The sequence below is a fragment of the Marinactinospora endophytica genome, from assembly GCF_054780875.1.
On sequence record NZ_BAAGVM010000001.1, the window covers coordinates 550,645 to 570,578 of the forward strand.

The following is a 19,934-nucleotide window of genomic DNA, read 5'->3' on the forward strand; positions in this document are numbered from 1 at the left end:
GGCCGGGCGATGGCGCGGACCGCCCGGCCGCACGGGTGCGGCTGTTCAGACGGTCGCGGAGGCGTGCGAGAACCGGGTCGCGGCGAAGCGGCGCGCGTAGTCGGGGAGTTCCCCGGTCGTCAGCGCCTCGGCCATCGCGTCGCCCGTCGCCGGCGTGAACAGCACGCCGTGCCGGAAGTGACCGACGGCCAGGTGCAGACCGGGCACGCGGGTCGGCCCGAGCAGCGGCTCATTGTCGGGAGAGCCGGGGCGCAGGCCCACGCAGGTCTCCGCGATCTCCAGTTCGGTGACCCCCGGCACCAGCTCGCGGGCGTCGCGCAGGACCTCCCAGACGCCCCCGACGGTGAGCCGGGTGTCGTGGCCCATCTCCTCCTGGGTGGCGCCGAGCACGACCTCGCCGTCGACACGCGGGACCAGGTAGACGGGGGTGCCGCGGACCAGCCCCCGTACCGTGCGGGTCACGATCGGCTCCTCGCCCGAAGGGGTGCGCAGCCGCAGCAGCTGGCCCTTGACCGGACGCAGCGGGGGCACCACCCCCTCGGGCAGCCCGCCGATACGCGAAGTCCAGGTACCGGCCGCCAGGACGACCTGGTCGGCCTCCAGCCGCCGGCCGTCGTCCAGCAGGACGCCGCGGACCCGCTCCGCCGAGACGGCGACCTCCTCGACCCTCGCGTCCACCAGTGCCGCGCCGTGCCGTTCCGCGGCGGCGCGCAGCGCGGCCGTCAACCGGCGGGGGTCCACCGAGTGGTCGTCGGGGGCGAGGAGACCACCGCGGACGGAAGGGGCGACCATCGGCTCCAGCCTTCGGCACTCGCGTCCGGTGAGGCGCCGGGTCTGGATGCCCAGCCGTGCCTGGAGCTCCATCAATTCGGTGAGCCTGGCCAGGTCGTCGGTGTCGAAGGCGACCTGGAGGGTGCCCTCCGTGCGGTAGCCCACGTCATGCCCGCTGTCGGCGCGGAGTTCGGCGACGAACTCCGGATAGCGGTCGCGCGAGAGGAGCCCGAAGCGCATGAGCGCCTCTTCGCCGAACGTCGCCTCGGTGGCCGGGGTGAGCATGCCCGCGGCCACCCCCGACGCTTCGCCCGGGGTGTGGGGCGCCGCGACCGCCACGCGCAGCCCCAGCCGGGCCGCCCGCCAGGCGGTGACCAGGCCGATCAGTCCACCGCCGGCGACGATCACGTCGAAGTCGGTCGTCGTGCGCATGATGTCGCCCTCCGCTCCCTTCGCCGGCATGATCCGGATCAGGTTCGTGCGGTCGGAGGCGGTCAGCCTCCCTCTCAGCCGGGTCCGCCCGGCTCCCGCGGGGTTCTCGTGTCCTCGCGCCCATCCTAGTGGCGCCCTTTCGAGGGGACCGCGGAGGGGCTCTGGGCAGGGCGGGCGGCGGCTACGCCTAGAGCGATCACCGGCGGAAACCGGGTTTGGGAGGGGAAAGGGTGTGGGAAATTGGGTCACGTGACGCAGATCGACCCTGAGACCGACGCCCTCGTCGGCGACTGGCTGACTCTCCGGGAGGCCGCCAAGGCCCTGAACGTCAGCCCCAACCGCATCAAACAGCTCGTCCGCGAGCACCGACTCGCCGGGGCCGTGCGTGACGGCGAACTGTCGATTCCGGCGGCCTTCGTGACCGACGGCGAGATCGTCAAGGGACTTCCCGGAACCCTGACCGTGCTCGCCGACTGCGGGTTCGCCCCGGAGGAGTCCCTGCGGTGGATGTTCACCTCTGATGAGTCGCTGCCGGGCTCGCCCATCGACGCACTGCGGGCCAACCGCGGCACCGAAGTCCGGCGCCGTGCCCAGGCCATGCTGCTGTGACCTGACGGTGAACCCGACGGGCGTGGCCGGCCGTCCGGCCACGCCTCCCGCCCAGGGTGGGCCGGCGCGCGGGAGGGCGCGCCGCACGCCCTAACCTGGGCGGCGTGAATGCGAGCTTGCGAGAACGCCTGGAATCCGCCCGGCTCTACCTGTGCACCGACGCCCGCCGGGAACGAGGCGACCTGGCCGGGTTCCTCGACGAGGCCCTGGCCGGCGGCGTCGACATCGTCCAGTTGCGCGACAAGGGGCTGGAGGCCCGTCAGGAGCTGGAGGCGCTGGAGGTCATGCGCGAGGCGTGCGAACGCCATGGCGCGCTGCTGGCCGTCAACGATCGCGCGGACATCGCCCGCGCCGTCCGGGCCGACGTGCTGCACCTGGGCCAAAACGACCTGCCGGTCCCCTACGCCCGTGAAATCGTCGGCGATGGGCCGCTGATCGGGCGCTCCAACAACTCCCCGTCGGCCGCCGCGGCCTCCGCCGAGCAGGAGGGGGTGGACTACTTCTGCGTCGGACCGGTCTGGGCCACACCGACCAAGCCCGGCCGTCCCGCGGCGGGGATCCCCCTCGTGGAGTACGCCGCGGGTCTGGCCACCGCCCGCCCCTGGTTCGCCATCGGCGGCATCGACCTGGACAACCTCGACCAGGTGGTGGCGGCGGGCGCCCGTCGTGTCGTGGTCGTGCGGGCCATCACCGAGGCCGCCGATCCCCGTGCCGCCGCCGCGGAATTCCGCCGCAGGCTGACGGAGGCGGGCTGAGGCCCACCTCTACCGGCGGTCGGCCGGATCAGCTCCGGCCGGCCGCGCGACCGTAGGCGAGCCGGCGTAGCGCCGCCTCGGCGGGGCCACGCCGCCCCACGCGCTCCAGCGCGTAACAGCCGGCGACGGTGACCAGCCAGACGCCCAGCGCGAAGGCCGCCATGGCCGCGCTACCGAACTCGCCTCCGAGCCCAAGACCCCAGGCCGCCAGCAACGGCGCGCAGAGGGCCGACTGGGCCAGGTAGGCCGACAGCGAGCGTCGGCCCACGGCGGTGACGGCGGTGATGGCCAGGCCGTGCCGGGCACGGCCGGCCAGGCGGTGCCCCAGCAGCCCGAACAGCGCCACATAACCGATCCCGCAGGCCAGGCCGGTGGCCGTCTGGGTGAAGACGAACACCCAGCCCTGCTCGGCCGGCAGGGGCAGGGCGCCGAGGTGGTGCAGCGCGTTCGGCACTCCCCCCAGCAGGCCCAGGCCGACACCGACGACCGCCACCGTCCGGAGCAGGGGCAGGTGCAGGTGCGGTTCCTCCAGGATCTGTCGCCGTGCCGCCCAGAACCCGAGCAGGATCGCGATCGGAACGGACATGGACAACAGTCCCTGGTCGACCACCGCGGAGGGCCAGAACAGGACGCGCTCCACCACCGAGGTCGCGTAATTCCCCGTGGTCACGCTCGCGTTCAACCCCGCCATGAGGTCGCCCGCGCCCAAAGACCCCCCGAGCAGGGTGAGGGCGACGGCGCCCAGCACCGCCAGGATCCCGGCCAGGAAGAGCAGCGCGGCCAGGACACCGCCCCAGACCAGCAGCGTGGTGTCGCGCCGGCGCAGGAAGAGCGCGCCGAGGACCAGGCCGGCCAGGCCATAGGCGCCGAGCACGTCGCCCATCCACAGCAGCGCCGCGTGGAGGAACCCGAACACCAGGAGCCACAGGTTGCGCCGGCGCAGCAGGGCGCGCGCCGAGCGCTCCGGCACCCCCGCGGCCGTCTGACGCCGGAGCAGCTGCACCATCCCGTAGCCGAAGAGGAACGCGAACATCGGGTAGACGCGGGCGTCCACGGCGGTGATGATCACGAACTGCACGGCCCGGTCGAGCAGTGATCCCTCGGTGGGATGCACGGAGTAGCCGCTCAGTTCCCGTCCCCAGATGTACCAGGGGGTGTTGGCCAGCGCGATCAGGAGCAGCATCGACCCCCGGGCGAGGTCGGGGGCGAGGATCCGCTCGGACGCGCGAACGGGGCCGGGGGACGGGGCGGCGGGCGGGCTCATCGTGGGATCTCCAACTCGGGCGGAATCGCGGGCCGTGTCTCAGTCTGGGAGACGAGCGCGCACCCCGGCGTCCCCCATGAGGGGGAGGCCCCATGTGGAACCCGAAGGTGACACTCGGGTCCTTCAGTGTTTGCGCGCGGTGGCCGCCACGATCAGGTCGGCCAACGCGGAGCGGGCCTCTTCGGCGATCAGGTCGCTCTCCAGGGCCGTCGTCGCCTCACCGACGTAGTCGTCGATGCGCTGCTCGCACGCCGCCAGAGCACCGCTGTCGACGATGACGTCGCGCATCCACTCCACGTCCTCGGCGCTCAGCCCCGGATCGCCCAGCAGGTCCCGGAACCGGCGTGTCTCGGCTGCTTTGGCGCGGCTGAGCGTCTCGGCCACGATCAGGGTGCGCTTGCCCTCGCGCAGGTCGTCACCGGCGGGCTTGCCCGTCAACTCGGGGTCGCCGAACACGCCGAGCACGTCGTCGCGGAGCTGGAAGGCGATGCCGAGCGGAATCCCGTAGGCGGAGTAGACGGGGGCCAGCTCAACGCCGCGTCCGGCCAGCGCCGCTCCCAGATGCATAGGCCGCTCGACCGTGTACTTGGCCGACTTGTAACGCATGACCCGCAGCGACGCCTCGACGCTGTCGGCGCCCCGCGCCTGTTCCACCAGGTCCAGGTACTGACCCGCCATGACCTCGGTGCGCATCAGGTCGAACGGGCCCCGGCCCGCGCTCAGCGCGTCGGCGGGCAGGCCGCTGGCCTGATACATCTCGTCCGACCAGGCCAGGCACAGGTCGCCGAGCAGAACGGCCGCGCCGCGCCCGAACTCCAGCGACCCGCCGTCCCAGCCGGCGTCGGCGTGCAGGGCGGCCAGTTGCCGGTGGACGGCGGGGAGCCCCCTGCGGGTGTCGCTGTTGTCGATGACGTCGTCGTGGATGAGCGCGCAGGCCTGGAGGAATTCCAGGGACGCCGCCGCGGCGTAGATCTCCGGGACGTCCTCGCCGCCGGCCCCTCGCCACCCCCAGTAGCAGAACGCCGGACGCAGCCGCTTCCCCCCGGTGAGCATGGAGTCCAGGGAGTCGAGCAACGGGGCGAGCTCCGCGCCGATCTCCAGGACCTCGGGGCGGCGGCGCTGGACGAACCCGGCGAGCCGGGCGTCGATCGCCGGACGCACGAAGGAGACGGGGGAGGAGTGCGAGGAACTCATGGAGAGCAGGTTATCCCTTACCAGACCGGGGCCCATACCACCAGGTTCGGGACGTACTCCGTCGTCCCCGTGCCTCATCCGGCCACCGGCCGGGGCGCAGGATGACGACGTGGCCTAAGGTAAGGGTCATGCTTGGGTCACCGTCACGCTCCGGCGCGCCGCGGGGAGCCGCCCCTCGCCCGCGGCGCATCAGCGATCTTCTCGCCGCGGGCGAGACGACGTTCTCCTTCGAGTTCTTCCCGCCGAAGACCGCGGAGGGCGAACGCAAGTTCTGGCGGGTCATCCGCGAGATCGAGGCCCTGCAACCCTCCTTCGTGTCGGTCACCTACGGGGCGGGTGGCAGCACCCGCGACCGGACGGTCGAGATCACCGAGCGCGTGGCGACCGACACCACGCTCCTGCCGGTGGCCCACATGACGGCGGTCAACCACTCGCTGCGCGAGCTGCGTCATCTCATCGGCCGTTTCGCCGGCGTCGGGGTCACCAACATGCTGGCGTTGCGCGGCGATCCCCCGGGCGATCCGTTGGGCGAGTGGGTGCGCCATCCCGAGGGGCTGGAGTACGCCGAGGAGCTGGTCCGGCTCATCAAGGAGAGCGGGGACTTCAGCGTCGGCGTCGCGGCCTTCCCGCACAAGCACCCGCGTTCGGTCGACCTTGAGACTGACCTGGAGTACTTCGTCCGCAAGTGTCGGGCCGGAGCCGACTACGCGATCACCCAGATGTTCTTCGAGGCCGACCAGTACCTGCGGCTGCGCGACCGGGTGGCGGCCAAGGGGTGTGACATCCCCATCATCCCCGAGATCATGCCGGTGACGAAGCTGAGCACCATCGAGCGCTCCGAGCAGCTGTCGGGAGCGCCCTTCCCCCGTCGTCTGGCCGAGGAGTTCGAACGCCTCGGGGACGATCCCGAGGCGGTGCGTCAGCTCGGTATCGAGCAGGGGACCCGTCTGTGCGAACGGCTGCTGGCCGAAGGGGTGCCGGGCATCCACTTCATCACGCTGAACCAGTCGACCGCGACCCGGGAGATCTACCGGAGGATCGCCGGCTCGCGGGTTCCCGTAGGGGCAGCGTCGCGGCCATGATCGCGAACGGCTGGTCGGGGCTTCCCGGGAAGCGCAGCGAGTCCAGCACGTCGACGAAGCCGCACGAGAGGTAGAGCCGCCGCGCGCGGCTGGGGCCCACGGGGGTCGACAGCGCCGCGGTGCGCTCGGTCCGGCCAGAGGTGAGCCGTTCCAGCAGGGCGCGCCCCAGGCCCCGTCCCTGTGACTCCGGACGGACGTGGACCTCGGCGATCTCGAAGGAGTCGCCGAACCAGCGGGGAACGGCGGCGGGATCGTGCGCCGTCAGTTCCCGGGTGACCACGTCGTGCCACCACTGCCCGGCCCGCCCGTGGAAGCCGTAGGCGAAGCCCACGGCCTCGTCCGTGTCGGCCTTCACCGCCACGACGGAGTGGAACGAGGGCAGGTCGGCGTGGTGGTGCATGATGGCGCGCCGGCCGGGGAGAAGGTCGGGCTCGGGGCGCATGGCCGCGGAGTAGATCTCCGCCAGCGCCGGAATGGCGCGAACGAACGCCGGCGCGGCGAGATCCCATATCTCGGTCTGGGTGTCCACGGCGCTTCCTGGGACGGGATCGGCTGGTCAGTCCGCTCCGACGTCGGCGACCGTTCCGGAGGTGATCCGGACGAGTTCGGCGAACGAGGTCGGGAAGACGGTGTGCGGGTGTCCCGCTGCCGCCCACACTACGTCGTACCCGCGCAGCCATTCGTCGACCAGGGTGGGAATGGGCGAGGGGTGTCCCAACGGGGCGACGCCGCCGATGGGCTGTCCCGTGGCGGCGCGGACGAACTCCGGCGTGGCCCGTTCCACCGAGGTGGCGCCGAGGAGGGCGGCGACCTTGGCGGTGTCCACCCGGTGGGCGCCGCTGGTCAGCACGAGCAGCGGGGTGGGCCGGGGGGAACTGTCACAGGTCACCGCGAAGATGAGGCTGTTGGCGATCGCCCCGGTCGGACAGCCCAGCTGCCTGGCGGCGTCGGCCGCGGTTCGAGCGGGGTGGGGGAGTTCGCGTACCTCGCCGTTGACCCCGAGTTCGGCGAGGCGGTCGGCGACGAGCAGAGAGGCCGGTCCCATGGCGGCGATTGTACGCCGGAAGTTCCGCTCGCGTCCCGGTGATGACGAAGGCGCAGGTGGGCGGCCTTGACGAACAGGTGTTCGATAAGGTTCACTGAAATCAAGCCCTGGTCGGACGCACGGATCACCAAGGACGGAACGCTTTCCGCGTATGCGGGGCCGATCCCCTTCTGATCGACGGGTGACCCTGGAGCCCTTCACAGGCTCGTGCCCGGCGCCGCCCCCGCGGCGGACGGACACGGGAGCGGTCGGGCGGGAGGAGGGGAAGCCCCTCGCCCGGCCGCATCCAACGGGCACCCGGTTTGGAGGTCATCCATGACCGTCGTACAGCCACCCATCTTCTCCGCGGACCTGGTCAACGCGCGCCCGCGCCCGCGGACCGCCCCGGCGGCGCTGAACCTGCTCGAATCGGCTCACGGTTACCTACGCGACGCCGTCGACGCCTCGGATCCCGATCTGCGCTACATCAACGCCCACATGGCGGCCCTGCGCGCGGGCGCGGCCATCGTCGCCCACCGAAGCGGGCCGTCGGCCCGGCCGGTGCGGGGCAGGGCACTGCGCAGTGTGTGGGAGTTGCTCGAGGAGAACGCGCCCGAACTTCGCGAGTGGGCCGGGTTCTTCGCCGCGGGTGCGGCCAAACGCGCCGCGGCCGAGGCTCACCTGCCCGACGCGGTCTCGCGGGCCGAGGCCGATGAGCTCATCAGGGACGCCCGGACGTTCGTGAACGTGGCCCGGGCGATCCTCGGAGCCACGTCCGGCGGCACGGCGCTACGGCGCGCGGGATGAACCCGCCCGCCGGGCTCGCCCGCGCAGGCCGAACCGCCCCGGCGCGTGGTGGGGCGGCGACCGCCACGGCCCGAGCGCGTGGGGCCGGGCCTCACCCGCCGTTGTGGGCCGCTCTCGCCAGCGAGCGTGGCCCACAACGGAGGAAGGCCGGGCCGGTGGTCGCCGCCGTTAGAAGGCGTCGACCGCGCGGCGTGCCTCGGGGTCGAGTACGCCCCAGCTGATCAGTTCCTCGGTCAGGTCCCCCGGCGAACGGTCGTAGATGACGGCGAGGGAGCGCAGGTCCTCCTGGCGGATGGACAGGACGCGGCCGTTGTAGTCGCCGCGCTGGCTCTGGATCGTGGCGACGTAGCGCGCCAGCGGGCCGGCCTTCTCCTGGGGCAGCTGCTGCATGCGCTCCAGGTCGATCACCAGCTTGGGCGTGGGGCCCAGCGGGGTCGGCGCCGCGCCGCCCGGCAGCAGCTCCGACATGGGGACCCCGTAGAAGTCGGCGAGCTCGGCGAGCTTCTGCACGGTCACGGCGCGGTCACCACGTTCGTAGGAACCGACCACGACGGCCTTCCAGCGCCCGTGGGACTTCTCTTCGACACCGTGCAGGGACAGCCCCTGCTGGGTGCGGATGGCGCGCAGCCGCGCGCCGAGGGACTTGGCGTATTCCGATGGCATTTTCTTCGTCGCTCCCCGGCCGTGAAGGTGGGCGGTGGACTCTCCCCGAGCCCACTCGACGGACGCGGCGGTCCGGCGGCCCGTACGACGGGGCCCGGCCGGAGCGGCGCGGAGCCGTTCCACCCAGATTGGTTACGGACAGTGACGGTAAAGCGGTGAGCGCGCGAGGTCAAGCCGTTAGGTGAAAACGCGACGAATCAGTGGCCAAACTGTGCGTAAGTGAGGGGGCTCTCATACCGTAATTAAATAGGACACTTCATTCTGGCAAGGTGAGGCGGAAACCCCTGCGGCGTAAGGGATGGCGCGTTGTGGCCACTGTCGCCGGAAGTTTAGGGGCGCGAGAGCGAGTACGGCGGGCGGGATCTGGTCAATACTCCGCTCGGTGACGAGCATCACAACTTCCAGGGGATGGGGTCCTTGCCATGTCGGCCCTCCCGTGCCGCGCTGATAGCGTGATGATCGTCCGACGTCCTTTAACGACCTGTCCTGTGAGGCAGGGAAGGAGGTCATCACTATGCGTGCCCGAAATCATGCAGAAGGTGGCGAACAGGCCGCAGCTCCGCCCTCGCGCGCGGACTCCGACGGCGCGCGGGCCGTCCTCGAAGGCCCCGAGATCGACCGGGCGCTGACCCGCATCGCCCACGAGGTGCTGGAACGCACCAAGGGCGGCACCGACATCACGCTGCTGGGGATCCCCACCCGCGGCGTTCCTCTCGCCCGGCGGCTGGCCCGGCGTATCGAGCAGGTCGAGAACCGCTCCGTCCCCTGGGGCTCCCTCGACATCACCATGTACCGCGACGACCTGCGCCTGGCGCCGGCCCGTGCGCTGGGGCGCACCGAGATCCCGGCCGAGGGCATCGACGGACGTGTCGTCGTCCTGGTCGACGACGTCCTCTTCTCGGGCCGCACCGTCCGCGCCGCGCTGGACGCGCTCAACGACATCGGCCGCCCGCGCGCGGTACAGCTCGCGACCCTGGTCGACCGCGGTCACCGCGAACTGCCGATCCGCGCCGACTACGTCGGCAAGAACCTGCCCACCTCGCTGCGCGAGAGCGTCACCGTGCTGCTGGAGGAACTGGACGGTAGCGACGCCGTCCTGCTGGGCCCGGCCCGTCCTCGCGGCGGACAGCCGATCGAGGAGGAGAAGCGATGAGGCACCTGCTCTCCGCCGGGGACCTCTCCCGTGACGAGGCCCTTCTCATCCTCGACACGGCCAGGGAGCTCGCGCAGGTCAGCGGCCGGTCGGTGAAGAAGCTGCCCACACTACGGGGGCGGACCGTCGTCAACCTCTTCTACGAGGACTCCACCCGGACCCGCATCTCCTTCGAGGCCGCGGCCAAGCGCATGTCGGCCGACGTCATCAACTTCTCCGCCAAGGGATCCAGCGTCTCCAAGGGCGAGAGCCTCAAGGACACCGCGCTGACGTTGCAGGCCATGGGCGCCGACGGCGTCGTCATCCGGCACAGTTCCTCGGGGGCCGCTCGGCGCCTGGCCGGATGGGTGGACGGGGCGGTTCTCAACGCCGGCGACGGCACCCACGAGCACCCCACCCAGGCCCTGCTGGACGCCTACACGATGCGCGAGCGCATGGGCCGCCTGGAGGGGCTGCGCGTGGCGATCGTCGGCGACATCCTGCACAGCAGGGTGGCCCGCTCCAACGTCCTGCTGCTCAGCACGCTCGGCGCCGAGGTCACCCTGGTGGCCCCGCCCACCCTGCTGCCGGTCTCGGTCGGCGCCTGGCCGTGCGCGGTCTCCTACGACCTCGACGAGGTGCTGCCCAAGAGCGACGTCGTCATGATGCTGCGCGTCCAGGCCGAGCGCATGCAGGCCGCCTTCTTCCCCAGCGCCCGTGAGTACAGCCGTCGTTACGGGCTGGACCGCGACCGCTTCGCCCGTCTGCCCGACGACGCCATCGTCATGCACCCCGGCCCGATGATCCGCGGTATGGAGATCTCCGCCGAGGTCGCCGACTCCCCGCGCTCCACGATCACCGAACAGGTCACCAACGGTGTGAGTGTCCGCATGGCAGTGCTCTACCTGCTGCTCGGCGGGTCCGAGTCGGCGATCGGCAACTAGGAGAGACGACGAATGAGCCAGACCACCACCTACCTGCTCCGCGGCGCCCGCCTGCTGGGCGGCCACCCCACCGACCTCCTGCTGCGCGATGGCGTCGTCGCCGCCGTCGGCGCCGGCCTGGACGCCGGGGACGCGCGGGTCGTCGATGCGGAGGGGCTGATCGCCCTGCCCGGCCTGGTCGACCTGCACACCCACCTGCGCGAACCCGGCCGCGAGGACGCCGAGACCGTCGCCAGTGGTGCCCGGGCCGCCGCGATGGGCGGTTACACCGCGGTACACGCCATGGCCAACACCGACCCCGTCGCCGACACCGCCGGTGTCGTCGAGCAGGTCTGGCGGCTGGGCCGCGACGCCGGATACTGCGACGTGCAGCCGGTGGGCGCGGTCACCCAGAACCTCGACGGCGCGCACCTGGCCGAGCTGGGCGCGATGGCCGACTCCATCGCCGGGGTCCGCGTGTTCTCCGACGACGGCAAGTGCGTCTCCGACGCGCTGCTCATGCGCCGGGCGCTGGAGTACGTCAAGGCGTTCGACGGTGTCATCGCCCAGCACGCGCAGGAGCCACGGCTGACCGAGCACGCGCAGATGAACGAGGGCGTCGTCTCCGACCGGTTGGGCCTGGCCGGATGGCCGGCCGTCGCCGAGGAGGCGATCATCGCCCGCGACTGCCTGCTCGCCGAGCACGTCGGCTCGCGCCTGCACATCTGCCACGTCTCCACCAAGGGATCCGTGCAGATCATCCGCTGGGCCAAGAGCCGCGGTTGCGACGTGACCGCCGAGGTCACCCCCCACCACCTGCTGCTCACCGACGACCTCGCCGAGAGCTACGACCCGATCTACAAGGTCAACCCGCCGCTGCGCACCGCCGAGGACGTCCGCGCGCTGCGCGAGGGACTCGCCGACGGCACGATCGACTGCGTGGCCACCGACCACGCGCCCCACCCCATTGAGGCGAAGGAGACCGAGTGGTCCAACGCCGCGATGGGGATGATCGGGCTGGAGACCGCCCTTTCGGTGGTCCAGCACGCCATGGTCGACACCGGGCTGCTCGACTGGGCCGGGGTCGCCGAGCGCATGTCGGCCGCCCCGGCGCGCATCGGCCGTCTGGGCGGGCACGGCCGCCCGCTCGCGGTCGGCGAACCCGCCAACGTTACGCTTTATGACGCGGACGCCACGCGCGAGGTCGACCCGACGGCCATGGTCTCCAAGAGCGCCAACACCCCCTATCGGGGCATGCGCCTGCCCGGCCGGGTCGTCGCCACGTTCCTGCGCGGTGTTCCGACGGTTCTCGATGGGAAGATTCAGTGACCACACAAGCAGCCAACCCGAAGGTCCCCGCTCTGCTCGTGCTGGAGGACGGCCGGGTGTTCCACGGTCGTTCCTTCGGCGCCGAGGGCGAGACGTTCGGTGAGATCGTGTTCAACACCGGGATGACCGGTTACCAGGAGACCCTCACCGACCCCTCCTACCACCGCCAGATCGTGGCCATGACGGCCCCGCACATCGGCAACACCGGGGTCAACGACGACGACCCCGAGTCCGGTCGTATCTGGGTCGCCGGATACGTCGTGCGCGAGCCGGCCCGCTTCCCCTCCAACTGGCGTTCCCAGCGCACCCTCGACGAGGAGCTGCGCCGCCAGGGCGTCGTCGGCATCGCGATGTCCGGTACCCGCGCGCTCACCCGCCACCTGCGCGACCGCGGTGCGATGCGGGCGGGGATCAGCACCACCGAGACCGATCCCGCGGCCCTGCTGGAGCGGGTCCTGGCCAGTCCCGGGATGGCAGGGGCCGACCTGGCCGCCGAGGTCACCACGGCCCGGCCCTACGTGGTCCGTCCCCCCGAGGGGGTGGCCACCCGCTTCACGGTCGCGGCCGTCGACCTGGGCATCAAGGCCATGACCCCCCAGCGCCTGGCCGAACGCGGGTGCGAGGTGCACGTCCTGCCCGCCGACTCGACCGCCGAGGACATCCTCGCGCTCGACACCGACGGGGTGTTCTTCAGCAACGGCCCCGGCGACCCCGCCACCGCCGACGGCCCGGTCGCCGCGATGCGCGGCGTCCTGGAGGCGGGCAAGCCCCTCTTCGGCATCTGCTTCGGCAACCAGGTGCTCGGCCGCGCCCTCGGCCTGGGGACCTACAAGCTGCGATTCGGTCACCGCGGCGTCAACCAGCCGGTCCAGGACGTGCACACCAAGCGGGTCCACATCACCAGCCACAACCACGGCTTCGCGGTCGACGCGCCCACCGACGGCCCGTTCGACACCCCCTACGGCCGGGCCGAGGTCAGCCACGTCGACCTCAACGACGGCGTGGTCGAGGGGTTGCGGCTGCTGGACCGGCCCGCCTTCAGCGTCCAGTACCACCCCGAGGCCGCGGCCGGCCCGCACGACGCCGCCGAGCTCTTCGACGCGTTCTGCGACCTCATGGCCGAGCGGAAAGGCGCGGTGTCCGCGCGGGCCGCTGGGTGAGACACGCCGGAGCCGACCGTCGGCCTTCGCGCGAAGGCCGACGGTGACCCCCGGTCCCCGTCCCGCCTCTCCCCGACAGCCGGGGAACCCCGTCGTCCGCGGGGCGACCGCGCCGATCGCCGCGGGCCCCGCGCATCAACCACCTCCGCAGAGGAAGAGCAATGCCGCGCCGTAGTGACCTTTCATCCGTCCTCGTGGTCGGTTCCGGACCGATCGTCATCGGGCAGGCAGCGGAGTTCGACTACTCCGGCACCCAGGCCTGCCGGGTCCTCAAGTCAGAGGGCCTGCGTGTCATCCTGGTGAACTCCAACCCGGCCACGATCATGACCGATCCGGAGATCGCCGACGCCACCTACGTCGAGCCGATCACCCCCGAGATGGTCGAGAAGATCATCGCCAAGGAGCGTCCCGACGCCCTGCTGCCCACGCTGGGCGGGCAGACCGCCCTCAACACCGCTGTCGCGCTGCACGAGGCGGGGGTCCTCGACAAGTACGGCGTCGAGCTGATCGGCGCCAACGTCGAGGCGATCCAGTCCGGTGAGGACCGCGAGACCTTCAAGGGCATCGTCGAGCGGATCGGCGGGGAGTCCGCCCGCTCCCGCATCTGCCACACCCTGGAGGAGTGCCTGGCCGCGGCCGAGGAGCTGTCCTACCCGGTCGTGGTGCGGCCCTCGTTCACCATGGGCGGCGCCGGTTCGGGCTTCGCCCACAACGAGCAGGAGCTGCGCCGCATCGCCGGACAGGGCCTGGCGCTGTCGCCGACCACCGAGGTGCTCCTGGAGGAGTCGATCCTCGGCTGGAAGGAGTACGAGCTGGAGCTGATGCGCGACGCCAACGACAACGTGGTCGTCGTCTGCTCCATCGAGAACCTCGACCCCATGGGCGTGCACACCGGCGACTCGATCACGGTGGCGCCCGCCATGACCCTCACCGACCGCGAGTACCAGCGGATGCGCGACATCGGCATCGCGGTCATCCGCGAGGTCGGCGTGGACACCGGCGGCTGCAACATCCAGTTCGCCGTCCATCCCCAGACCGGCCGGATCATCGTCATCGAGATGAACCCGCGGGTCTCGCGTTCCTCGGCGCTGGCCTCCAAGGCCACGGGCTTCCCGATCGCCAAGATCGCCGCGAAGCTCGCGGTCGGCTACACGCTCGACGAGATCCCCAACGACATCACCGCCGAGACCCCGGCCAGCTTCGAGCCGAGCCTCGACTACGTCGTGGTCAAGGTGCCGCGGTTCGCCTTCGAGAAGTTCCCCGGAGCCGACCCCGGCCTCACCACGACCATGAAGTCGGTGGGCGAGGCCATGGCGATCGGCCGTTCCTTCCCCGAGGCGCTGCAAAAGGCGATGCGCTCCCTGGAGAAGAAGGGCGTCGGATTCACCTGGGCGGGCGAGCCCGGCGACAAGGACGAGCTGCTGCGCGCCGTCGCCACCCCCGGCGAGCGTCGGCTGCGCCTGGTCCAGCAGGCGCTGCGGGCGGGGGCGACGGTGGCCGAGCTGCACGCCGCCACCCGCATCGACCCGTGGTTCCTCGACCAGCTGCTGCTGCTGGAGGAGACCGCGCGCGAGCTGGCCGCGGCCCCCCAGGTGGACGCCGACCTGCTGCGCTCGGTCAAGCGGCTCGGTTTCTCCGACCAGCAGATCGGCGAGATCCTCGGCAAGTCCGAGGAGGTGGTGCGGGAGCTGCGTCACGCGCTCGGGATCCACCCGGTCTACCTGACCGTCGACACCTGCGCCGCGGAGTTCGCCGCCAACACGCCCTACCTGTACTCCAGCTACGACGAGGAGACCGAGGTCCCCGAGGGGAGCCGGCCCAAGGTCATCATCCTCGGCTCCGGCCCCAACCGCATCGGCCAGGGCGTGGAGTTCGACTACAGCTGTGTCCACGCCTCCTTCGCGCTGTCGCAGGCCGGCTACGAGACCGTGATGGTCAACTGCAACCCCGAGACGGTCTCCACCGACTACGACACCAGCGACCGGCTCTACTTCGAGCCGCTGACGCTGGAGGACGTCTTGGAGGTCGTCCGCGCCGAGCAGCTCACCGGCGAGGTGATCGGCGTGATCGTCCAACTGGGGGGCCAGACTCCTCTGGGCCTGGCGCGCGGCCTCCAGGAGGCGGGCGTCCCGATCGTCGGCACCAGCCCCGAGAGCATCGACCTGGCCGAGGACCGCGGCGCGTTCGGCAAGGTGCTCGCCGACGCCGGCCTGCCCGCGCCCAAGCACGGCATGGCCCAGTCCTTCGAGGAGGCCAAGGCGGTCGCCGACGAGATCGGCTACCCCGTCCTGGTGCGTCCCTCCTACGTGCTCGGCGGACGCGGCATGGAGATCGTCTACAACGAGACGATGCTGCGCGACTACATCGAGCGCAACGCCGAGGTGAGCACCGAACACCCGGTGCTCGTCGACCGCTTCCTCGACGACGCCATCGAGATCGACGTCGACGCCATCTACGACGGCGCCGACCTCTACCTCGGGGGCATCATGGAGCACATCGAGGAGGCCGGTATCCACTCCGGCGACTCGGCGTGCGCGCTGCCGGCGATCACGCTCGGCAACGAGGACATCGAGCGCATCCGCTACTCCACCGAGGCCATCGCCCGCGGGACCGGGGTGCGCGGCCTGCTCAACGTCCAGTACGCGCTGGCCTCGGGCGTGCTCTACGTCCTGGAGGCCAACCCGCGCGCCTCGCGCACCGTGCCCTTCGTCTCCAAGGCCACGGCCGTCCCCCTGGCCAAGGCGGCGGCCCGGGTCATGCTGGGGGCCTCGATCCGCGAACTGCGGGCCGAGGGGCTGCTCCCGGCCGAGGGCGACGGCGGCACGCTGCCGATGGACGCGCCGGTGTCGGTGAAGGAGGCGGTGCTGCCCTTCAACCGCTTCATCGACCGCAAGGGCGAGGGGGTCGACACGGTCCTCGGGCCGGAGATGCGCTCCACCGGCGAGGTCATGGGACTCGACGTCGACTTCGGGTCGGCCTACGCCAAGTCCCAGCTCGCCGCCTACGGGTCGCTGCCCCGCTCGGGGACGGTCTTCGTCTCGGTGGCCAACCGTGACAAGCGCACGATGATCTTCCCGGTCAAGCGGCTGGCCGACCTCGGTTTCGAGATCCTGGCGACCGAGGGGACGGCCTGGGTGCTGCGCCGTAACGGGGTCCAGGCCCAAGTCGTGCGCAAGCACAGCGAAGGGCCCGGTCCCAACGGGGAGCCCACCATCGTCGGGCTCATCCACGACGGCAAGGTGGACCTGATCGTCAACACCCCCTTCGGCGGTGCGGGACAGTCGGGCCCGCGCCTGGACGGTTACGAGATCCGCACGGCCGCGGTGGTGCGGGGCGTGCCCAGCGTCACCACGGTCCAGGGCCTGTCCGCCGCGGTCCAGGGCATCGAGGCTCTCGTGCGCGGCGACATCGGGGTGCGCTCGCTCCAGGAGCACGCCGAGAGCCTTCAGGCGCGCCGGGGCTAGACTCAGGGGCGGTCCGGACGCCCTGCTGTCGACAGCGGGGCGTCCGGCGTACCCGGACCCTCTTCGGACCGATTCGGTGGTTTCGCGCGTGCCGTGCTCGCGGTCCGCGACCTGTCCGGAGAAGCTGTGGGGGAACCGACGAGGGAGGCCGCCGGACCGGCGCGAGACGTGGAACCGGGTCCGACCGCCCCGGATCCACCGAGCGAAGCGAGGTCAGTGGACAGTGAGTGATTTCCGACCCGTGCAGATGCGCAGTCCGGTGCTGACGGTGCGGCGTGTCGACGCCTACCACGCCATCACCGTGGTGGCGCCGGGCATCGCCGAGAGGTTCCGTTCGGGACAGTTCGTCGCGGTGGCGGTGGGCGGTGAGCAGTCCAGCATGCTGCTCCGCCGCGCGTTCGCCATCCACGAGGTCAAGCCCGACTACGGGGGAACCGTGGAGTTCCTCTTCGCGGTGCGTGGACGGGGCACCGCCTGGCTGGCCGAGCGGCGTTCCAGGGACCTGCTCGACATCGTGGGGCCGCTGGGACGTCCCTTCCCGTTGCCGCGCGACCCGGTCAACTGCGTGCTGGTGGGCGGCGGCGCGGGGGCCGCGCCGCTGTTCCCATTGGCGCACACGCTGCGCCGGCGGGGCTGCCGGGTCGACTTCGTGCTGGGCGCGGCCGACGCGGAACGGGTCTTCGGCGCCATCACCGCGCGCAGGGTCGCCGAGACCGCGACCTTCACCACCGACGACGGCTCCTTCGGCCTGCGCGGCCAGGTCACCGAGGTGCTGCCCCAGGTCGTCGAGGACGCCCGCTCCGACGTGATCTACGCCTGCGGGCCGATGCCGATGCTGCGCGAGGTCACCGCGCTGGCGGCGCGCTACGACATCCCGGTGCAGGTGTCGGTCGAGGAGACGATGGCCTGTGGCACCGGGGTGTGCATGACGTGCGTCATCCCGGTGATCGGCGATGACGGCATCACCCGTATGACGCGCTCCTGTGTGGACGGTCCGGTGTTCCGGGGCGAGCGGGTGCGCTTCGACGACGTCGGCACCATCCCCTTCGACGCCCTGGGCGCCCCGGGCTGGAAGACGCACGGTGACGACGCCGTCCAGACGCGCGAGGCGGGTTAGCCGTGGCCGCGACGACTCCCGGCGCGACATGGTGGAAGGGCGCGGGCGGCCCCCTGCTCCCGCCGGTGGCCGAGGTGCCCGCAGGCGGCGGGGGGACACAGGAGGAGGCCCGGCGGACCGACGGGTCCGGCCGGGACGAGGCAACGAAAGGTGCGTCCGGGATGAGTCCCGACCTGCGGACCCGACTGGGGGACGTGGAGCTGGCCAATCCGATCATGACCGCGGCGGGTTGCGCGGGCGCGGGACGTGAACTGGCCCAGTTCTTCGACGTCGCCCGGATCGGCGCGGTCGTCACCAAATCGGTGATGCTGGAGCCGCGGGCGGGACGTCCGGCGCCGCGCATGGCCGAGACCCCCAGCGGGATGCTCAGCGCGATCGGGCTCCAGGGCCCGGGGATCGAGGTGTTCCTCCAGCGGGACCTGCCCTGGTTGCTGGCGCGCGGCGGGCGCGCCGTGGTCTCGATCGCGGGGGGCTCTGCCGAGGAGTACGCGGAGCTGGCCCGGCGCCTGTCCATGGCGCCGGGGGTCACGATGATCGAGATCAACCTGTCCAGCCCCAACCTGGCCGACCGCGGGCGCGACTTCACCGAGGACCCGGCGGCGGCGGCGCGGGTGGTGCGCGTGGTCCGCGCCTCGGCCCGCTCGGACATCCCGGTCTTCGCCAAGCTGTCGTCGGACGTGCCGGACCTGGTGGGGCTGGCCACGGCCTGCGCCGAGGCCGGGGCCGACGGGCTGTCCATGATCAACACGGTGCGCGGCATGGCGATCGACACCGCGACGATGCGTCCCGCGGTCGCCGGGGGGACGGGCGGGCTGTCGGGGCCGGCGATCCGCCCGATCGCGATCGCCTGCGTCTATCGGGTGCACGCCGCGCTGCCTGATGTTCCCATCATCGGGATGGGGGGCGTGCGCACCGGTTCCGACGCGTTGGAGTTCCTGCTCGCGGGGGCCTCGGCGGTGGCCGTGGGAACGGTCATCTTCCACGATCCCTCCGCCTGCGTGCGCATTCTGCGGGAGTTCGAGGAGGCCCTGGAGGAACGAGGCGTCGCCCGGGTGGGGGACCTCATCGGCGCCGCCCACCGACCTCTGGGAGCCACGGCGCTGCGTTGAACCGGGCGCGCTGAGATGGCCTGTGGCGGGCCGTTCCCGCTGGGAACGGCCGAGGAGAGGCCGAAGTAGCGGCGGGGCGGCCACGGCCCTTTGAGCGCCGCAGACGATGACAGATCCGGTGCCCGGCAGGTCCGGGCACCCCGAATCACCAGCGCGATCGCACTGCCACGGGCATGATCCGGTCCAGCCGGGGAACCGCACGGGGCAGTGCGCCCGCGTGGGCCCGGCACGGTGCCGTCGCGAGACGCGCGATGGCACCGTGCGTCCCCCACAGGGGCTCCGTCACCTGCGGACGCCCACGAGAGCCGCTCACCCGGAGAACGAAGGAGAACGAACGTGGTCGCGCCCATCGCCGTCGCCATCGACGCACCCGACATCGAGACCGCAGCCCGCTGGGCGTCGTCGGTCGCCCCGCACGTCAGTACGGTCAAGGTCGGCCTGGAGCTCTACCTGCGCTATGGGCCCGACGTCATCGCCTCCATGCGCGGCGCCAACAAGGTCGCGCTCTTCCTCGACCTGAAGTTGCACGACATCCCCGCCACGGTGGCCGGCGCCGCGCGCTCCGTCGCCCGGCTGCGCCCCTCGATCCTGACGGTCCACGCGGCGGGCGGGCGCGACATGATCCGCGCGGCCGTCGAGGCCGCCCCCGAGACCAGGATCGCCGCCGTGACCGTCTTGACCTCGCTGGAGGACGCCGCGTTGGAGGAGATCGGGCTGCGGGGCCCGGCCCACGACGCGGTCCGCCGCCTGGCCGTGCTGTCGGTGGAGGCGGGGGCGCGGGCGCTGGTGTGCTCGCCGCACGAGGTGTCCTCGCTGCGCGCGGAGGTCGGTCCGGACATCACGCTCATCACCCCCGGCGTCCGTCCTGCGGGGGCCGACAAGGGGGACCAGGCCCGCGTGGCGACGCCGGAGGAGGCGATCGCAGCGGGGGCCGATCTCTTGGTGATCGGTCGTCCGATCACCCGCGCCGCCGACCCCGGTGCGGCGGCGGCGACGATCGCCGCGGCACTGCGCAGGGCGTCGACGGCGTCGGCGTGACCCTCGGTAGGCCCACTTACGGTCATAAGTGGGAGGGATAAAGGCCCAACCGAAATGTGGC

General features: G+C 71.8%; 18 protein-coding genes and 1 riboswitch. Of the genes, 12 read left to right on the forward strand and 6 right to left on the reverse strand.

Features of this window, described 5'->3' with window-relative positions:
- Positions 1-45 precede the first annotated feature (45 nt).
- Positions 46-1,233, reverse strand: coding sequence for a glycine oxidase ThiO (gene thiO / locus ACYVHU_RS02440; RefSeq protein WP_498947413.1), 1,188 nt, complete (start codon positions 1,231-1,233; stop codon positions 46-48).
- Positions 1,202-1,312: riboswitch (TPP riboswitch) on the reverse strand. Its footprint overlaps the gene before it by 32 nt.
- A 140-nt stretch (positions 1,313-1,452) precedes the next feature.
- Here thiO and ACYVHU_RS02445 point away from each other — a divergent pair.
- Positions 1,453-1,812, forward strand: a complete 360-nt coding sequence (locus ACYVHU_RS02445; protein ID WP_078760475.1) for an Rv2175c family DNA-binding protein — start codon at positions 1,453-1,455, stop codon at positions 1,810-1,812.
- A 104-nt stretch (positions 1,813-1,916) separates the two neighbouring features.
- A complete protein-coding gene (gene thiE, locus ACYVHU_RS02450; RefSeq protein ID WP_235000766.1) occupies positions 1,917-2,567 on the forward strand; it encodes a thiamine phosphate synthase in 651 nt (216 codons plus the stop codon).
- Positions 2,568-2,595: 28 nt separating this feature from the next.
- On the opposite strand, the gene ACYVHU_RS02455 is transcribed toward thiE, so the two are convergent.
- Both ACYVHU_RS02455 and ACYVHU_RS02460 read right to left on the reverse strand, forming a co-directional pair.
- Positions 2,596-3,831, reverse strand: a complete 1,236-nt coding sequence (locus tag ACYVHU_RS02455) for a DUF418 domain-containing protein (protein ID WP_078760476.1) — start codon at positions 3,829-3,831, stop codon at positions 2,596-2,598.
- A gap of 123 nt (positions 3,832-3,954) precedes the next feature.
- Entirely contained in the window at positions 3,955-5,025 is a 1,071-nt protein-coding gene (locus ACYVHU_RS02460) for a polyprenyl synthetase family protein (protein WP_078760477.1), read from the reverse strand.
- A 128-nt stretch (positions 5,026-5,153) separates the two neighbouring features.
- On the opposite strand from ACYVHU_RS02460, the gene metF reads away from it, so the two are divergent.
- The gene (metF, locus tag ACYVHU_RS02465) at positions 5,154-6,107 is read left to right on the forward strand and encodes a methylenetetrahydrofolate reductase [NAD(P)H] (protein WP_078760478.1); all 954 of its coding nucleotides are present in this window, start codon (positions 5,154-5,156) and stop codon (positions 6,105-6,107) included.
- Here metF and ACYVHU_RS02470 read toward each other — a convergent pair.
- Together ACYVHU_RS02470 and ACYVHU_RS02475 are read right to left on the reverse strand one after the other, a co-directional pair.
- The gene (locus ACYVHU_RS02470; protein WP_078760479.1) at positions 6,019-6,636 is read right to left on the reverse strand and encodes a GNAT family N-acetyltransferase; all 618 of its coding nucleotides are present in this window, start codon (positions 6,634-6,636) and stop codon (positions 6,019-6,021) included. The two genes, metF and ACYVHU_RS02470, sit on opposite strands and share 89 nt — an antisense overlap.
- Before the next feature lie 27 nt (positions 6,637-6,663).
- Positions 6,664-7,152, reverse strand: coding sequence for a YbaK/EbsC family protein (locus tag ACYVHU_RS02475; protein ID WP_078760480.1), 489 nt, complete (start codon positions 7,150-7,152; stop codon positions 6,664-6,666).
- A 315-nt stretch (positions 7,153-7,467) separates the two neighbouring features.
- On the opposite strand from ACYVHU_RS02475, the gene ACYVHU_RS02480 reads away from it, so the two are divergent.
- A complete protein-coding gene (locus tag ACYVHU_RS02480) occupies positions 7,468-7,938 on the forward strand; it encodes an SAV_6107 family HEPN domain-containing protein (protein ID WP_078760481.1) in 471 nt (156 codons plus the stop codon).
- Positions 7,939-8,106: 168 nt separating this feature from the next.
- Here ACYVHU_RS02480 and bldD read toward each other — a convergent pair whose 3' ends face one another.
- Entirely contained in the window at positions 8,107-8,601 is a 495-nt protein-coding gene (gene bldD / locus ACYVHU_RS02485) for a transcriptional regulator BldD (RefSeq protein WP_078760482.1), read from the reverse strand.
- A 514-nt stretch (positions 8,602-9,115) separates the two neighbouring features.
- Here bldD and pyrR point away from each other — a divergent pair.
- From pyrR to pyrF, 8 genes are all read left to right on the forward strand, one after another.
- Positions 9,116-9,754, forward strand: a complete 639-nt coding sequence (gene pyrR, locus ACYVHU_RS02490; RefSeq protein WP_078760483.1) for a bifunctional pyr operon transcriptional regulator/uracil phosphoribosyltransferase PyrR — start codon at positions 9,116-9,118, stop codon at positions 9,752-9,754.
- On the forward strand, positions 9,751-10,677 hold the full coding sequence (locus ACYVHU_RS02495; RefSeq protein WP_078760484.1) for an aspartate carbamoyltransferase catalytic subunit: 927 nt from the start codon (positions 9,751-9,753) through the stop codon (positions 10,675-10,677). Before pyrR ends, ACYVHU_RS02495 begins: the two co-directional genes overlap by 4 nt.
- A gap of 12 nt (positions 10,678-10,689) precedes the next feature.
- On the forward strand, positions 10,690-11,985 hold the full coding sequence (locus ACYVHU_RS02500) for a dihydroorotase (RefSeq protein WP_078760485.1): 1,296 nt from the start codon (positions 10,690-10,692) through the stop codon (positions 11,983-11,985).
- 32 nt (positions 11,986-12,017) lie between these two features.
- Positions 12,018-13,145 carry a glutamine-hydrolyzing carbamoyl-phosphate synthase small subunit gene (carA, locus tag ACYVHU_RS02505; RefSeq protein ID WP_498947514.1) on the forward strand — a complete coding sequence of 376 codons (1,128 nt, stop codon included), beginning with the start codon at positions 12,018-12,020 and terminating at the stop codon, positions 13,143-13,145.
- Positions 13,146-13,306: 161 nt separating this feature from the next.
- Positions 13,307-16,609, forward strand: coding sequence for a carbamoyl-phosphate synthase large subunit (gene carB / locus ACYVHU_RS02510; protein WP_078760487.1), 3,303 nt, complete (start codon positions 13,307-13,309; stop codon positions 16,607-16,609).
- 223 nt (positions 16,610-16,832) lie between these two features.
- The gene (locus ACYVHU_RS02515; protein WP_078760488.1) at positions 16,833-17,726 is read left to right on the forward strand and encodes a dihydroorotate dehydrogenase electron transfer subunit; all 894 of its coding nucleotides are present in this window, start codon (positions 16,833-16,835) and stop codon (positions 17,724-17,726) included.
- A gap of 161 nt (positions 17,727-17,887) precedes the next feature.
- The gene (locus ACYVHU_RS02520; RefSeq protein WP_078760489.1) at positions 17,888-18,835 is read left to right on the forward strand and encodes a dihydroorotate dehydrogenase; all 948 of its coding nucleotides are present in this window, start codon (positions 17,888-17,890) and stop codon (positions 18,833-18,835) included.
- Positions 18,836-19,171: 336 nt separating this feature from the next.
- A complete protein-coding gene (gene pyrF, locus ACYVHU_RS02525) occupies positions 19,172-19,873 on the forward strand; it encodes an orotidine-5'-phosphate decarboxylase (protein ID WP_078760490.1) in 702 nt (233 codons plus the stop codon).
- Positions 19,874-19,934: the final 61 nt, after the last annotated feature.

What these genes read in the sequence shown, in the direction of transcription:
- ACYVHU_RS02520 (WP_078760489.1), top strand. Translation starts at nt 17,888, where the DNA reads ATGAGTCCCGACCTGCGGACCCGACTGGGGGACGTGGAGCTGGCCAAT.
- pyrR (WP_078760483.1), top strand. Translation starts at nt 9,116, where the DNA reads ATGCGTGCCCGAAATCATGCAGAAGGTGGCGAACAGGCCGCAGCTCCG.
- carB (WP_078760487.1), top strand. Translation starts at nt 13,307, where the DNA reads ATGCCGCGCCGTAGTGACCTTTCATCCGTCCTCGTGGTCGGTTCCGGA.
- ACYVHU_RS02455 (WP_078760476.1), bottom strand. Translation starts at nt 3,831, where the DNA reads ATGAGCCCGCCCGCCGCCCCGTCCCCCGGCCCCGTTCGCGCGTCCGAG.
- ACYVHU_RS02480 (WP_078760481.1), top strand. Translation starts at nt 7,468, where the DNA reads ATGACCGTCGTACAGCCACCCATCTTCTCCGCGGACCTGGTCAACGCG.
- ACYVHU_RS02460 (WP_078760477.1), bottom strand. Translation starts at nt 5,025, where the DNA reads ATGAGTTCCTCGCACTCCTCCCCCGTCTCCTTCGTGCGTCCGGCGATC.
- bldD (WP_078760482.1), bottom strand. Translation starts at nt 8,601, where the DNA reads ATGCCATCGGAATACGCCAAGTCCCTCGGCGCGCGGCTGCGCGCCATC.
- ACYVHU_RS02495 (WP_078760484.1), top strand. Translation starts at nt 9,751, where the DNA reads ATGAGGCACCTGCTCTCCGCCGGGGACCTCTCCCGTGACGAGGCCCTT.
- metF (WP_078760478.1), top strand. Translation starts at nt 5,154, where the DNA reads ATGCTTGGGTCACCGTCACGCTCCGGCGCGCCGCGGGGAGCCGCCCCT.
- ACYVHU_RS02475 (WP_078760480.1), bottom strand. Translation starts at nt 7,152, where the DNA reads ATGGGACCGGCCTCTCTGCTCGTCGCCGACCGCCTCGCCGAACTCGGG.
- ACYVHU_RS02500 (WP_078760485.1), top strand. Translation starts at nt 10,690, where the DNA reads ATGAGCCAGACCACCACCTACCTGCTCCGCGGCGCCCGCCTGCTGGGC.
- thiO (WP_498947413.1), bottom strand. Translation starts at nt 1,233, where the DNA reads ATGCCGGCGAAGGGAGCGGAGGGCGACATCATGCGCACGACGACCGAC.